We start from the raw sequence: 13,645 nt of genomic DNA, 5'->3' as shown, positions 1-13,645 counted from the left end.
CCATGCACAACAACAATAACGACCTGACGCTCGGTGCCCCGCTAAGCGGGCCCGTCTTGCCGCTACGCAACGTTCCCGATCCGGTGTTCGCCACCGGCGCCATGGGCGACGGGATCGCCATCGATCCGCTCAACGACACCCTGCACGCCCCCTGCGCCGGCCAGGTGATCCAGGTCGCACGCACCGGCCACGCCGTGACCCTGCGCGCCGACAACGGCGCCGAAGTACTGCTGCACCTGGGCCTGGATACCGTCGAGCTGAAGGGTAAAGGCTTCGAGCTGCTGGTCCAGGAAGGCCAGCGCGTCAGCGCCGGCCAGCCTCTGCTGCGCTTCGACCTGGACTATGTCGCGCAGCATTGCCGGAGCCTGATCAGCCTGCTGATCCTGACCAACAGCGAGGGCTTCGAGCTGCGTCCGCTGAGCCTGGGCGCCGTGAAGATCGGCGAACCACTGTTGCATATCACTCGACGCAGCCAGGCTCCGGCATCCTCATCTAGCGCCCCGGGCTCGGCGGAACAGGCCAGCGCCCGGGTCCGGGTTGCCCATCGCGGCGGCCTGCATGCGCGCCCCGCGGCCCTGGTCCGCCAATGCGCCGCCGGCTTCGCCAGCCAATCGCAGCTGAGTTTCAAGGACAAGAGCGCCCCCTGCACCAGCCTGGTGGCCCTGATGGGCCTGGGTATCGGCGAACAGGATGAAGTGCTGGTCAGTTGCCAGGGCGCCGATTGCCACGCCGCCTTGCAAGCACTGCTCAAGACCCTGGGCACGGCGCTGGAGAGCGACGCCCATCCCGCGCCCGCCGTGGTCGCGCCCAGCATCCGGCGCCCCGCCGAAGACGGCGTATTGCATGGGGTCTGTGCCGCACCAGGGCTGATCGCCGGCCCACTGCTGCGACTTGAGGCCATGCAATTGCCGGAGGACCTTGGCCAGCACCAGCCCCATGAACAGCGCCAAGCCTTGGAGAAAGCCCTGGAGCAGGTCCGCGCCGACATCCACCAGACCCTGGACCAGGCCCGCCGGCGCCACAACCAGGAAGAACAGGATATTTTCAACGCCCACCTGGCCCTGCTGGAAGACCCGACCCTGCTGGACGCCGCGCACGCCGCCATCGCCCAGGGCCGGGCCGCCACCCACGCCTGGAGCGCGGCGATCGCCGAGCAGTGCCAGGTGCTGCAAGGCCTGGACAACTCCTTGCTGGCTGAGCGCGCCAACGACCTGCGCGACCTGCAACAACGGGTGCTGCGGGCCTTGCTGGGTACAACCTGGCACTACGACCTGCCGCCCGGGGCGCTGGTCGCCGTCGATGAGCTGACCCCCTCGGACCTGCTGCAACTGAGCGCCCAGGGCGTGGCCGGCCTGTGCATGGCCGCCGGCGGCGCGACTTCCCACGTGGCGATCCTGGCCCGGGGCAAGGGCTTGCCGTGCCTGGTGGCCCTGGGCCAGGAAGTCCTGCACCTGGATAGTGGTCGCCAGGTGGTGCTGGATGCCGACGGCGGACGCCTGGAACTGGCACCCGACCCACAACGCCTGCAGCAGGTACAAGAGGCCCATCGGGCTCGCTTGCAGCGCCGCGCCTTGCAGCAACAACAGGCCACGGAGCCGGCCCTGACCCGTGACGGCCTGGTGATCGAAGTGGCGGCCAACGTCGCCTCCAGCGACGAGGCCCGGGACGCCCACCTGGGTGGTGCCGACGGCATCGGCCTGTTGCGCACCGAGTTCCTGTTCGTCGACCGCCAGCACGCACCGGACCAGGCGGAACAGCGCCAGGCCTATCAGGACGTGCTGGATGCCATGGGCGACAAACCGGTGATCATCCGCACCATCGATGTCGGCGGCGACAAGCAACTGGACTACCTGCCACTGCCGGCCGAGGCCAACCCGGTGCTGGGCCTGCGCGGCATCCGCCTGGCCCAGGCCCGCCCCGAACTGCTGGACCAGCAACTGCGCGCCCTGCTCCAGGTGGCGCCGCTGGAGCGTTGCCGGATCATGCTGCCGATGGTCACCGAGGTGGCCGAGTTGCTGCATATCCGCCAGCGCCTGGATGCCCTGGCCAGCGAACTGGGGATCGCCCAGCGTCCTGAACTGGGGGTGATGATCGAAGTCCCGGCGGCGGCCTTGATGGCCGAGCAACTGGCCGAGCATGCCGACTTCCTGTCCATCGGCACCAATGACCTGTCCCAGTACACCCTGGCCATGGACCGCGACCATGCCGGGCTGGCCGCCCGGGTCGACGCCTTGCACCCGGCGCTGCTGCGGCTGATCGCCCAGACCTGCGCTGGCGCCAGGCGCCATGGACGCTGGGTCGGGGTATGCGGCGCCCTGGCCTCCGATCCGCTGGCCACCCCGGTGCTGATCGGCCTGGGCGTCAGCGAACTGTCGGTCAGCCCGCCCCAGGTCGGGGAACTCAAGGACCGGGTCCGCCAGCTCGATGCCGGCCAATGCCGTCATCTGAGCCAGACCCTGCTCGACCTGCCCGGCGCCGCCGCAGTCCGCCAGGCCTGCGCCGAGCATTGGCCTCTATAAGCACAAGAATCCAGGAGAGACGCCATGTACCAGTATTTCATCGAGGGCCTGCAGCGCCTCGGCCGGGCGCTGATGCTGCCCATCGCCATCCTGCCCATCGCCGGCCTGCTGCTGCGCCTGGGCGACACCGACCTGCTGGACATCGCCATCATCCACGATGCCGGGCAGTCGATCTTCGGCAACCTGGCGCTGATCTTCGCCATCGGTATCGCCGTGGGTTTCGCCAAGGACAACAACGGTACCGCCGGCCTGGCCGGAGCGATCGGTTACCTGGTGATGATCTCGACCCTCAAGGTGCTGGACGCCAGCATCAACATGGGCATGCTCGCCGGGATCATCAGCGGGCTGACGGCCGGTGCGCTGTACAACCGCTTCAAGGACATCAAGCTGCCGGAATACCTGGCGTTCTTCGGTGGCCGGCGCTTCGTGCCCATCGTCACCGGCTTCACCGCCGTGGGCCTGGGCGTGGTGTTCGGCCTGATCTGGCCGCCGATCCAGCATGGCATCAACAGCTTCGGCCAACTGCTGCTGGAAAGCGGCAGCTTCGGCGCCTTCGTCTTCGGCGTGTTCAACCGCCTGCTGATCGTCACTGGCCTGCACCACATCCTCAACAACATGGCCTGGTTCATCTTCGGCAGCTTTACCGACCCGAACACCGGCGCCGTGGTCACCGGCGACCTGACCCGCTATTTTGCCGGCGACCCCAACGGCGGCCAGTTCATGACCGGGATGTTCCCGATGATGCTGTTCGGCCTGCCCGCCGCCTGCCTGGCCATGTACCGCAATGCCCTGCCGGAGCGGCGCAAGGTGATGGGCGGGATCTTCCTGTCCATGGCCCTGACCTCGTTCCTCACCGGGGTCACCGAACCCATCGAGTTCGCCTTCATGTTCCTCGCGCCGCTGCTGTACCTGGTGCATGCGCTGCTCACCGGGATGTCCATGGCCCTGACCAACCTGCTGGATATCCACTTGGGCTTCACCTTCTCCGGCGGCGCCATCGACATGGCCCTGGGCTGGGGTCGCTCCACCAATGGCTGGAAGGTGTTGCCGGTGGGGTTGCTGTATGCGGTGATCTACTACCTGGTGTTCGATTTCTGCATTCGCCGCTTCAACCTCAAGACCCCGGGTCGCGAGGACATCCCCACCGCCAACAAGAGCGAGCTGGCCAGCGACCAGCGCGCCACGGCCTACATCAAGGCCCTGGGCGGCGCCGCGAACCTGATCACCGTGGGCGCCTGCACCACCCGCCTGCGCCTGGAACTGGCCGACCGCGACCTGGCCCGCGACGCCGACCTCAAGGCCCTGGGCGCCATGGCCGTGGTACGCCCCGGCAAGGGCTGCAGCCTGCAAGTGGTGGTCGGCCCGACCGCCGATAGCATCGCCGATGAAATCCGCCAGGCCCTGCCGGCCTCGCGCAGCACTCCCGAACCGCTGCCGCAGACGCCGGCTCCGGTATCGATCGCGGTTCCCACCCAGGAAGCCCAGCAATGGCTCACCGCCCTGGGCGGTCGCGACAACCTGCTGCAACTGGACTGCGTAGCCCTGACCCGGCTGCGGGTGCAACTGGGCGACAGCCGTGGCTTGTCGGAAGCGGCGCTACGCAACCTGGGCTGCCAGGGCACAAGGCGCCTGGAAGGCGACGTCTGGCATGTGCTGATCGGCGAGAAGGCCGCCGGCCTGCAAGCCGCGCTCCAGGTGCTGATGCAGCGCGAGGTCAGTGCCAGCGCCTGAGGAGCGAAACCGCGCGCCAATAAAAAAGCCCGCTGGCCGTTTCCGGCTCAGCGGGCTTTTTGTCTGTGGATAACCTCAGAACTGCTCCAGACGCCACACCTCGTAGGCCGGAGTCTCGTAGGGATGGCTCTGTTTGAGGGCCATCACCACGTCGCGGATCAGTTCATCGGCCACCACCAGCTCGACCTTCCACTCCTCCACCCACTCCACCAGGCCGGTCTGCCCGAGGAACGGCTGGCTGCCGTCCAAGGGGCGGAACTGGCCCTGGCCGAGCACCTGCCAGGCGCACTGGTCGTAGGTGCCGATGCGTCCGCCACCTGCGGCGAACACGGCGCTCTTGACCTGCTCCACATGGCTGGGAGGCACGAAGAAGCTGAGCTTGTACATCGCCTCAGTTCACCCAGACGCGAGCGTTGCGGAACATGCGCATCCAGCCCGCATCTTCGTTCCAGTCGTCAGGACGCCAGGAGTTCTGCACGGCACGGAACACCCGCTCAGGGTGCGGCATCATGATGGTGACGCGACCGTCGCGGCTGGTGAGGCCGGTGATCCCGCGTGGCGAACCGTTGGGGTTGGCCGGGTAGCGCTCGGTGACCTTGCCGTGGTTGTCGACGAAGCGCAGGGCCACGCAACCGGACAGGTCGGCTTCCAGCAGCGCTTCTTCGCTTTCGAACTCGGCATGGCCTTCGCCGTGGGCGATGGCGATCGGCATCCGCGAACCAGCCATGCCCTGCAGGAAGATCGAGTTCGACTCCTGCACCTGGACCATGGCCACGCGGCCTTCGAATTGCTCGGAACGGTTGCGCACGAAGTGCGGCCAGAACTCACTGCCCGGGACCAGCTCGTGCAGGTTGGACATCATCTGGCACCCGTTGCACACACCAAGGGTGAAGGTGTCGTTGCGCTCGAAGAAGCCCTGGAACGCATCGCGGGCGCGGCTGTTGAACAGCGCCGACTTGGCCCAGCCTTCGCCGGCGCCCAGTACGTCACCGTAGGAGAAGCCGCCGCAGGCGACCATGCCCTTGAACTCGTTGAGGTCGACGCGACCGGCGAGGATATCGCTCATGTGCACGTCGATGGCGTTGAAGCCGGCACGGTCGAACGCCGCGGCCATTTCCACCTGGCCATTGACGCCCTGCTCGCGCAGCACTGCCACCTGGGGCCGTACGCCCTTCTTGATGTAAGGCGCGGCGATGTCCTGGTTGACGTCGAAGCTCAGCTTGACGCTCAGGCCCGGGTTGTCTTCCTCCAGGACCACGTCGAACTCCTGCTCGGCGCAGTCGGCGTTGTCGCGCAGGCGCTGGATCTGGTAGCTGGTCTCGGCCCACTGGCGCTGCAGCAGGCGACGCTCGCCGGCGAACACGTTCTCGCCATTGAAGGTGATGTTGATGTGGCCGTTGTTGACCGGCTGGCCGATCACCGCCACGCAGTCGCCCAGGCCCGCGGCGCTGAACTGTGCGAGCACGCTCGGAGTGGCGTCCTGGCGAACCTGGATCAAAGCACCCAATTCCTCGTTGAACAGGATGGCCGGGATATCGGCCGCGCTGGCAGCCAGGGCATCCAGGTTCAGGTTCAGGCCGCAGTGGCCGGCGAAGGCCATTTCCACTGCGCTGGTCAGCAGGCCGCCGTCGGAACGGTCGTGGTAGGCCAGCAGGTGGCCGTCGGCATTGAGGCCCTGGATCACCGCGAAGAAGGCCTTCAGGTCTTCGGCGTCATCGACGTCCGGAGCCTGCTTGCCGATCTTGCCGTGGGTCTGGGCGAGGATCGAGGCGCCCATGCGGTTCTGGCCACGGCCCAGGTCGATCAGGACCAGGTCGGTGGTGCCCTTGTCCATGCGCAGTTGCGGGGTCAGGGTCTGGCGGATGTCAGTGACCGGGGCGAAGCCGGTGACGATCAGCGACAGCGGCGCGGTGACGCTCTTGTCCACGCCCTCTTCGCTCCAGCGGGTGGCCATGGACATGGAGTCCTTGCCCACCGGGATGGTGATGCCCAGCTCCGGGCACAGCTCCATGCCGACAGCCTTGACGGTGTCGTACAGGCGCGCGTCTTCGCCCGGGTGGCCGGCAGCGGACATCCAGTTGGCGGAGAGCTTGATGTCGCTGATCTTGCCGATGCGCGAGGCCGCGAGGTTGGTCAGGGTCTCGCCGATGGCCATGCGCCCGGACGCCGGGGCATCCAGCAGGGCCAGCGGAGTACGCTCGCCCATGGCCATGGCTTCGCCGGTGTAGACATCGAAGCTGGTGGCGGTGACCGCCACGTCGGCTACCGGCACCTGCCACGGGCCGACCATCTGGTCGCGGGCCACAAGGCCGGTGATGGTGCGGTCGCCGATGGTGATCAGGAAGCTCTTGCTGGCTACGGCCGGGTGGTGCAGGACACGCTCGATGCTCTCGGCGACGTCCAGGGTGCTCGGATCGAAATCGTCGCCCAGCTCGGCTTCGCGAACGGCCGAACGGTGCATGCGCGGGGCCTTGCCCAGCAGCACTTCCAGGGGCATGTCCACCGGGCTGTTGCCGAAGTGGCTATCCGTGACCGTAAGCTGCGGCTCGGCGGTGGCTTCGCCGACCACCGCGAACGGGCAGCGCTCGCGCTCGCAGATGGCCTTGAAGCGCTCGAAGTCCTCGGCGCCCACCGCCAGGACATAACGTTCCTGGGATTCGTTGGACCAGATCTCGTGCGGGGCCATGCCCGGCTCGTCGTTGGGAATGTTGCGCAGCTCGAAGCGACCGCCGCGGCCGCCGTCGTTGACCAGCTCGGGGAAGGCGTTGGACAGGCCGCCCGCGCCGACGTCGTGGATGAAGCTGATGGGGTTCTTGTCTCCCAGCTGCCAGCAACGGTCGATGACCTCCTGGCAACGGCGCTCCATTTCCGGGTTCTCGCGCTGTACCGAGGCAAAATCCAGGTCCGCCGAGCTGGTGCCGGTAGCCATGGAGGAAGCGGCGCCGCCGCCCAGGCCGATGAGCATCGCCGGGCCGCCGAGGACGATCAGCTTGGAGCCGACGGTGATCTCGCCCTTCTGCACGTGTTCGTCGCGGATGTTGCCCATGCCGCCAGCCAGCATGATCGGCTTGTGGTAGCCACGCACTTCTTCACCACGGGGGGTGGTGATGGACTGTTCGAAGGTCCGGAAGTAGCCGGTCAGGGCCGGACGGCCGAATTCGTTGTTGAAGGCTGCGCCACCCAGCGGACCTTCGATCATGATGTCCAGGGCGTCGACGATGCGCTCGGGCTTGCCGTACGGCACTTCCCAAGGCTGTTCGAAGCCGGGGATCTGCAGGTTGGAAACGGTGAAACCGGTGAGACCGGCCTTGGGCTTGGCGCCACGACCGGTGGCACCCTCGTCGCGGATCTCGCCGCCCGAACCGGTGGAAGCGCCAGGGAACGGGGCGATGGCGGTCGGGTGGTTGTGGGTCTCGACCTTCATCAGGATATGCACCGGCTCCTGCACCGCGCCGTACTGGCGGGTCTCGGGATTCGGGAAGAAGCGCCCGGCGACGGAACCGACGATTACCGCGGCGTTGTCCTTGTAGGCCGAGAGCACACCTTCGTTGTGCATCTGGTAGGTGTTCTTGATCATGCCGAACAGGCTTTTTTCCTGGGCCTGGCCGTCGATGTCCCAACTGGCGTTGAAGATCTTGTGGCGGCAGTGCTCGGAGTTGGCCTGGGCGAACATCATCAGTTCGATGTCGTGGGGGTTGCGTGCCAGCCCCTGGAAGGCCGTCATCAGGTAGTCGATTTCATCTTCGGCCAGGGCCAGGCCCAGCTCGCTGTTGGCCTTTTCCAGGGCGGCGCGACCGCCGCCGAGGATGTCCACTGCGGTCAACGGCTTGGGTTCGGCGTGGCTGAACAGGCCGCCGGCCTGCTCCAGGTTGGCCATCACCACCTGGGTCATGCGGTCGTGCAACGCATCGCCGATCAGTTGGGCATCGGCCTCGCTGAACTCGCCGGCCACATAGAAGGCAATACCCCGTTCCAGGCGCTGGACTTTCGCCAGGCCGCAGTTACGGGCGATGTCGCTGGCCTTGCTCGACCAGGGCGAGATGGTGCCGAACCGCGGCAGGACCAGGAACAGTCGGCCGCTCGGCTCTTGTACCGGAACGCTTGGGCCGTACTTCAGAAGGCGCGCAAGCACCTGCTGTTCGTCGCCGGTCAGGACGCCGGTGACTTCGGCGAAGTGAGCGAATTCAGCATACAGGCCACTGACAGCCGGTACTTTCTGGCTCAGTTGCTCAAGGAGTTTGCTGTGGCGAAAGGCAGAAAGGGCAGGAGCGCCGCGCAGGATCAACATCTTCGGGACAGCCTCGGGAAGGGGTGTGCTTTGAGGCCGTGCATTCTAACGTAAACCGCCAGCATCGGCACTCGAAACGCTATCCACCCACGCCTCCGGGCGTCGGCCCGGGCATGGCACCCTATAACAAAGGCTTATCAAGGTTATCGCCAAGGGTTATTTGAATCGTCACATTGGCCGCCGAAGGCCCAATCCCGTGGCCTCCAGCCCAGGCCGCCAATCGCTAGCAGACAAGCCCTTCGCTGTCGAGATATGGCGGCCGTTGTGCTTTGCGTATACTGCGCCAATGTTTTCCCCTATGGCTTTACGTCCGCGCTGCGCCAAGTGGCTCATCGTTACCGGACTCTTCCTGATGCTCGGTGCCTGCGTTGAAAAACCCAGCACCCTGGAGCGTGTAAAGGAGGATGGCGTGCTGCGGGTGATCACCCGGAACAGTCCCGCCACCTACTTCCAGGATCGCAATGGTGAAACCGGCTTCGAATACGAGCTGGTGAAACGCTTCGCCGACGATCTGGGGGTCGAGCTGAAGATCGAGACCGCCGACAACCTCGACGACCTGTTCGGCCAGCTGGGCCAACCCAAGGGCCCGGTGCTGGCCGCCGCCGGCCTGGTGGGCAGCGAGCAGCGCAAGCAGCAGGTGCGCTTCTCCCACCCGTACCTGGAGGTCACCCCGCAGATCATCTATCGCAACGGCCAGTCCCGCCCCACCACCGCCCAGGACCTGGTGGGCAAGCACATCATGGTGCTCAAGGGCAGCAGCCATGCCGAACAACTGGCCGAACTCAAGCTCAAGTATCCCGCTATCGCCTACGAAGAATCGGACGCCGTGGAAGTGGTGGACCTGCTGCGCATGGTCGACGAGGGTCAGATCGACCTGACCCTGGTGGATTCCAACGAACTGGCGATGAACCAGGTGTATTTCCCCAATGTGCGAGTAGCCTTCGACCTCGGCGACGCCCGCAGCCAGAGCTGGGCAGTGGCCGCCGGCGACGACAACAGCCTGCTCAACGAGATCAACGCCTTCCTCGACAAAGTGGAGAAGAACGGCACCCTGCAACGCCTCAAGGACCGCTACTACGGCCACGTGGACGTGCTCGGTTATGTGGGCGCCTACACCTTCGCCCAGCACCTGCAGCAACGCCTGCCCAAGTACGAGAAGCACTTCAAGGCCTCGGCCAAGCAGCAGAAGCTCGACTGGCGCCTGCTGGCCGCCGTCGGCTACCAGGAATCCATGTGGCAGGCCGAGGTGACCTCCAAGACCGGCGTGCGCGGCCTGATGATGCTGACCCAGAACACCGCCCAGGCCATGGGCGTCTCCAACCGCCTGGACCCCAAGCAAAGCATCAGCGGCGGGGCCAAGTACCTGGCCTACATCAGGGATCAGCTGGATGACAAGATCGAGGAGCCGGACCGCACCTGGTTCGCCCTTGCCGCCTACAACGTCGGCACCGGCCACCTGGATGACGCGCGCACCCTGGCCAAGCGCGAAGGCCTGAATCCGAACAAGTGGCTGGACGTGAAGAAGATGCTGCCGCGCCTGTCGCAGAAGCAGTGGTACAGCAAGACCCGCTATGGCTATGCCCGGGGCGGCGAGCCGGTGCACTTCGTGGCCAACATCCGTCGCTACTACGACATCCTCACCTGGGTGACCCAGCCGCAGCTGGAGGGCGACCAGGTCGCCGAAGGCAACCTGCACGTCCCGGGCGTCAACAAGGCCAAGCCGGCCGAGGAAAACCCGCCGCTCTGAAGCCGCCAGCCTCGGAGCGGAGAAGCCAGGCTGTGGCGATCGCTTGATCGCGCCAGGTCTTGAGACCTTGCCGCAGCCTACCGCAGCGCCTGATCAGCTCTTGGCCGCCGCCAGGATCAGCGCCTTCATTTCCGCGACCGCGCCCTTGAAACCGACGAACAGCGCATGGGCCACCAGGGCATGGCCGATGTTCAGCTCGTTGATCCCCTTGATCGCCGCCACGGCCTCGACGTTGTGGTAATGCAGGCCATGGCCGGCATTGACGATCAGGCCCTGGGCCAGGCCCACCGCCACACCGTCGACGATGCGTTGCAGCTCTTGCGCCACTTCGGCCGGGGTCTGGGCATCGGCGTAGCGCCCGGTGTGCAGTTCGATGGCCGGCGCGCCGACCCGCTTGGCGGCCTCGATCTGGCGCTCGTCGGCGTCGATGAACAGCGAGACCTCGGAGCCGATTTTCGACAGGCGCTGCACTGCAGCCTTGATCCGCTCCTCTTGCCCCGCGACATCCAGGCCACCCTCGGTGGTCAGCTCCTGGCGGGTTTCCGGCACCAGGCAGATATGCGCCGGACGGATGCGCTCGGCGAAGGCCATCATTTCCTCGGTGACGCCCATTTCGAAGTTCATGCGGGTCTGCAGCACGTCCTTGAGCAGCAGCACATCGCGCTCCTGGATATGCCGGCGATCTTCACGCAGGTGCACGGTAATGCCGTCGGCGCCCGCCTCTTCCGCATCCAGCGCAGCCTTGACCGGGTCGGGATAACGCGTGCCCCGGGCCTGGCGCAGGGTGGCAACGTGGTCGATGTTCACGCCAAGAAGAATGCGATTGCTGGTGGTCACGAAAGCGCTCCTGAATAAATGAAGATTCGGCGCACAGCATACGGGCAGAACGGGGTTGGTTGCCATTTACCGATGCACCTTGGCATCGACCCGGCAAGCGCGGCGGGCTCAAGGCTTGCGAAACAGCTCGCGACTGACCAGTGGCCGGCCACCCAGGTGAACAGCCAGGGCCTGGCGCATCAGGCGCTTTGCCGCCGACAAGGCGCCAGGCGCGCTCCAGTCGGCTTCGGCCATGGCCAGGAGCTCGGCGCCATTGAACAAGCCCGGCTGCAGCAGGAACACCTGCTCCAGGCCCGCATCCACTTGCAGGCGATACAGGCCATCGGCGGCGATGGGAGCGCCATGGATATCCTGGTCAAGGGCGAAGCCGTAACCCAGATCGTCCAGCAAGCGCCATTCGAAGGCTCGCAGCAAAGGCTCCAGGGGACGGCCGGCGGCCAGGGCCAGCAAGGTCGCGGCGTAGTGATCGAACACCGCCGGATGGGGATCTTCCGCCGGCAACAGGCGGATCAGCAACTCGTTCAGGTAAAGCCCGCTGAACAGCGCCTCGCCATTGAGCCAGGCAGCGACGCCGGCGCTTTCCATGCGCCCGACATTCTTCAGTTCGCCCCGACCACGAAACTCCACTTCCAGGGGCACGAAGGGGCGCGCGAGCGTACCGGCCTTGCCCCGAGCATTGCGCAACACCGCCCGCAGGCGCCCCTGGGGCGTGAGGAAGTCCACCAGGGCGCTGCTCTCGCGATAGGCACGGCTATGCAGGACATAGGCGAGTTGGCCGACAGGGGCGTTGCTGGACATGGTTGCGAGGAGTCTCAGGAAATAGAGAGGGAACCGGGTCCGAAAGGAGTATCGAAACTGTTCGTTGGCGAGTCGACTCCTGCCCGGAGCCGACTCGCCGGCACGAGGCTTTAAAGGTCGCCGTAGCCCAGCGAGCGCAGGGCGCGCTCGTCGTCGGACCAGCCGCCCTTGACCTTGACCCAGAGGTTGAGCATGACCTTGGAGTCGAACAGCAGCTCCATGTCCTTGCGCGCTTCCATGCCGATGCGCTTGATCCGCTCACCCTTGTCGCCAATGATGATTTTCTTCTGGCCGTCACGCTCGACGAGGATCAGGGCATGGATGTGCAGGGTCTTGCCCTGTTGCTTGAACTCTTCGATTTCCACGGTGATCTGGTACGGCAGCTCGGCGCCCAACTGGCGCATGATCTTCTCGCGTACCAGTTCGGCGGCAAGGAAACGGCTGCTGCGATCGGTGATCTGGTCTTCCGGGAAGAAGTGCTCGTTCTCCGGCAAGTGCTTGGCGATCAAGCCTTCCAGGGCATCCAGATTATGCCCCTGCTGGGCCGATACCGGGACGATCTCGGCATTGGGCAACTGCTCCTGCAACCAGGTCAGGTGCGGCATCAGCTCGGCCTTGTCCTCGATGCGATCGGTCTTGTTGATCGCCAAAATCACCGGGCCCTGCACGAACTGGACACGCTCCAGGACCAGTTGGTCCTCGTCGGTCCACTTGGTGCGGTCGACCACGAAGATCACCACGTCCACGTCTTTCAAGGCTGCCGAGGCAGTCTTGTTCATGTAGCGGTTCAGCGCCTTCTCGTTGCTCTTGTGCATGCCGGGGGTGTCGACGTAGATCGCCTGCACGTCACCTTCGGTCTTGATCCCGAGCATGTTGTGGCGAGTGGTCTGCGGCTTGCGCGAGGTGATCGCCAGCTTCTGGCCGAGGATGTGGTTGAGCAGCGTCGACTTGCCCACGTTGGGGCGGCCGACGATGGCGACATAGCCACAGCGTGTTGCAGTTGAATCAGTCATGGCCATTCTCCACGCCCAGGGCAATCAGTGCTGCGGCGGCCGCTACCTGTTCGGCAATGCGACGGCTCACGCCCTGGCCCCGGCTTTTTTCATTCAAGAGGGTGACTTCGCATTCCACGAAGAAGGTCCGGCAATGGGGTTCGCCCTGGATATCCACCACTTCGTAGCGTGGCAGTTCACAGGCACGGGACTGGAGGAACTCCTGCAGCCTTGTCTTGGGATCCTTGTTGGTGTCCACGAGGGTCAGACTGTCGAATTCCGAGGCCAGCCAGGACAGAACGCGGTCACGGGCGGTCTCCATGCCGGCGTCCAGGTAGATCGCGCCGATCAGGGCTTCCAGGGCGTCGGCGAGGATCGACTCGCGACGGAAACCACCGCTCTTCAGTTCGCCGGAGCCCAGGCGCAGGTACTCACCCAGGTCGAAGCCGCGGGCCAGCACCGCCAGGGTCTCGCCTTTGACCAGGCGTGCGCGCAGACGCGACAGCTGGCCTTCGCGAGCCTGGGGAAAACGCTCGAACAGCGCCTCGCCAGCCACGAAGTTGAGGATCGCATCACCCAGGAATTCCAGGCGCTCGTTGTTGCGTCCGGCAAAGCTGCGGTGAGTGAGGGCCAGGAGCATCAGCTCCTGGTCCTTGAAGGAATAACCGAGCTGGCGCTCGAGACGACTCAAAGAAACGCTCACGATCTACCCACACTGGTTTCGTCACCGAAA

Annotated in this window: 9 protein-coding genes; 3 read left to right on the top strand and 6 right to left on the bottom strand. The window is 65.6% G+C overall.

Annotation, left to right across the window (positions count from 1 at the left end; translation table 11 throughout):
- Positions 1 to 2: 2 nt before the first annotated feature.
- Together ptsP and nagE are read left to right on the top strand one after the other, a co-directional pair.
- Positions 3 to 2,519 carry a phosphoenolpyruvate--protein phosphotransferase gene (ptsP, locus tag C4K40_RS05450; RefSeq protein WP_053134325.1) on the top strand — a complete coding sequence of 839 codons (2,517 nt, stop codon included), beginning with the start codon at positions 3 to 5 and terminating at the stop codon, positions 2,517 to 2,519.
- 24 nt (positions 2,520 to 2,543) lie between these two features.
- Positions 2,544 to 4,250, top strand: a complete 1,707-nt coding sequence (gene nagE, locus C4K40_RS05445) for an N-acetylglucosamine-specific PTS transporter subunit IIBC (RefSeq protein WP_053134322.1) — start codon at positions 2,544 to 2,546, stop codon at positions 4,248 to 4,250.
- Positions 4,251 to 4,325: 75 nt separating this feature from the next.
- On the opposite strand, the gene C4K40_RS05440 is transcribed toward nagE, so the two are convergent.
- Together C4K40_RS05440 and purL are read right to left on the bottom strand one after the other, a co-directional pair.
- Positions 4,326 to 4,637, bottom strand: coding sequence for a YqfO family protein (locus C4K40_RS05440; protein WP_053134319.1), 312 nt, complete (start codon positions 4,635 to 4,637; stop codon positions 4,326 to 4,328).
- A 4-nt stretch (positions 4,638 to 4,641) separates the two neighbouring features.
- The gene (purL, locus tag C4K40_RS05435) at positions 4,642 to 8,538 is read right to left on the bottom strand and encodes a phosphoribosylformylglycinamidine synthase (protein WP_022642475.1); all 3,897 of its coding nucleotides are present in this window, start codon (positions 8,536 to 8,538) and stop codon (positions 4,642 to 4,644) included.
- A gap of 286 nt (positions 8,539 to 8,824) precedes the next feature.
- Between purL and mltF the strand changes: the two genes are divergently transcribed.
- Complete coding sequence (gene mltF / locus C4K40_RS05430) at positions 8,825 to 10,285, top strand: membrane-bound lytic murein transglycosylase MltF (RefSeq protein ID WP_053134316.1); 1,461 nt, start codon at positions 8,825 to 8,827, stop codon at positions 10,283 to 10,285.
- A 93-nt stretch (positions 10,286 to 10,378) separates the two neighbouring features.
- On the opposite strand, the gene pdxJ is transcribed toward mltF, so the two are convergent.
- The 4 genes from pdxJ to rnc form a co-directional block, all read right to left on the bottom strand.
- Entirely contained in the window at positions 10,379 to 11,122 is a 744-nt protein-coding gene (gene pdxJ, locus C4K40_RS05425) for a pyridoxine 5'-phosphate synthase (RefSeq protein WP_053134312.1), read from the bottom strand.
- A 108-nt stretch (positions 11,123 to 11,230) separates the two neighbouring features.
- Positions 11,231 to 11,920 (bottom strand): DNA repair protein RecO, encoded by a 690-nt coding sequence (gene recO / locus C4K40_RS05420; protein ID WP_022642472.1) that lies wholly within the window; start codon positions 11,918 to 11,920, stop codon positions 11,231 to 11,233.
- Between the two features lie 110 nt (positions 11,921 to 12,030).
- Positions 12,031 to 12,933 carry a GTPase Era gene (gene era, locus C4K40_RS05415; RefSeq protein WP_022642471.1) on the bottom strand — a complete coding sequence of 301 codons (903 nt, stop codon included), beginning with the start codon at positions 12,931 to 12,933 and terminating at the stop codon, positions 12,031 to 12,033.
- A complete protein-coding gene (gene rnc, locus C4K40_RS05410; RefSeq protein WP_031320944.1) occupies positions 12,926 to 13,615 on the bottom strand; it encodes a ribonuclease III in 690 nt (229 codons plus the stop codon). The genes era and rnc overlap by 8 nt, the downstream gene beginning before the upstream one ends.
- Between the last annotated feature and the right edge of the window lie 30 nt (positions 13,616 to 13,645).

The organism is Pseudomonas sp. CMR5c (genome assembly GCF_003850545.1).
GTDB classification, from domain to species: domain Bacteria; phylum Pseudomonadota; class Gammaproteobacteria; order Pseudomonadales; family Pseudomonadaceae; genus Aquipseudomonas; species Aquipseudomonas piscis.
The sequence above is the reverse complement of the archived record's forward strand: the minus strand, read 5'-3'. Positions and strand labels throughout refer to the sequence as shown.

Coding starts and splice junctions, on each gene's coding strand:
- era (WP_022642471.1), bottom strand. CDS start 12,933: ATGACTGATTCAACTGCAACACGCTGTGGCTATGTCGCCATCGTCGGC.
- ptsP (WP_053134325.1), top strand. CDS start 3: ATGCACAACAACAATAACGACCTGACGCTCGGTGCCCCGCTAAGCGGG.
- mltF (WP_053134316.1), top strand. CDS start 8,825: ATGTTTTCCCCTATGGCTTTACGTCCGCGCTGCGCCAAGTGGCTCATC.
- C4K40_RS05440 (WP_053134319.1), bottom strand. CDS start 4,637: ATGTACAAGCTCAGCTTCTTCGTGCCTCCCAGCCATGTGGAGCAGGTC.
- purL (WP_022642475.1), bottom strand. CDS start 8,538: ATGTTGATCCTGCGCGGCGCTCCTGCCCTTTCTGCCTTTCGCCACAGC.
- nagE (WP_053134322.1), top strand. CDS start 2,544: ATGTACCAGTATTTCATCGAGGGCCTGCAGCGCCTCGGCCGGGCGCTG.
- recO (WP_022642472.1), bottom strand. CDS start 11,920: ATGTCCAGCAACGCCCCTGTCGGCCAACTCGCCTATGTCCTGCATAGC.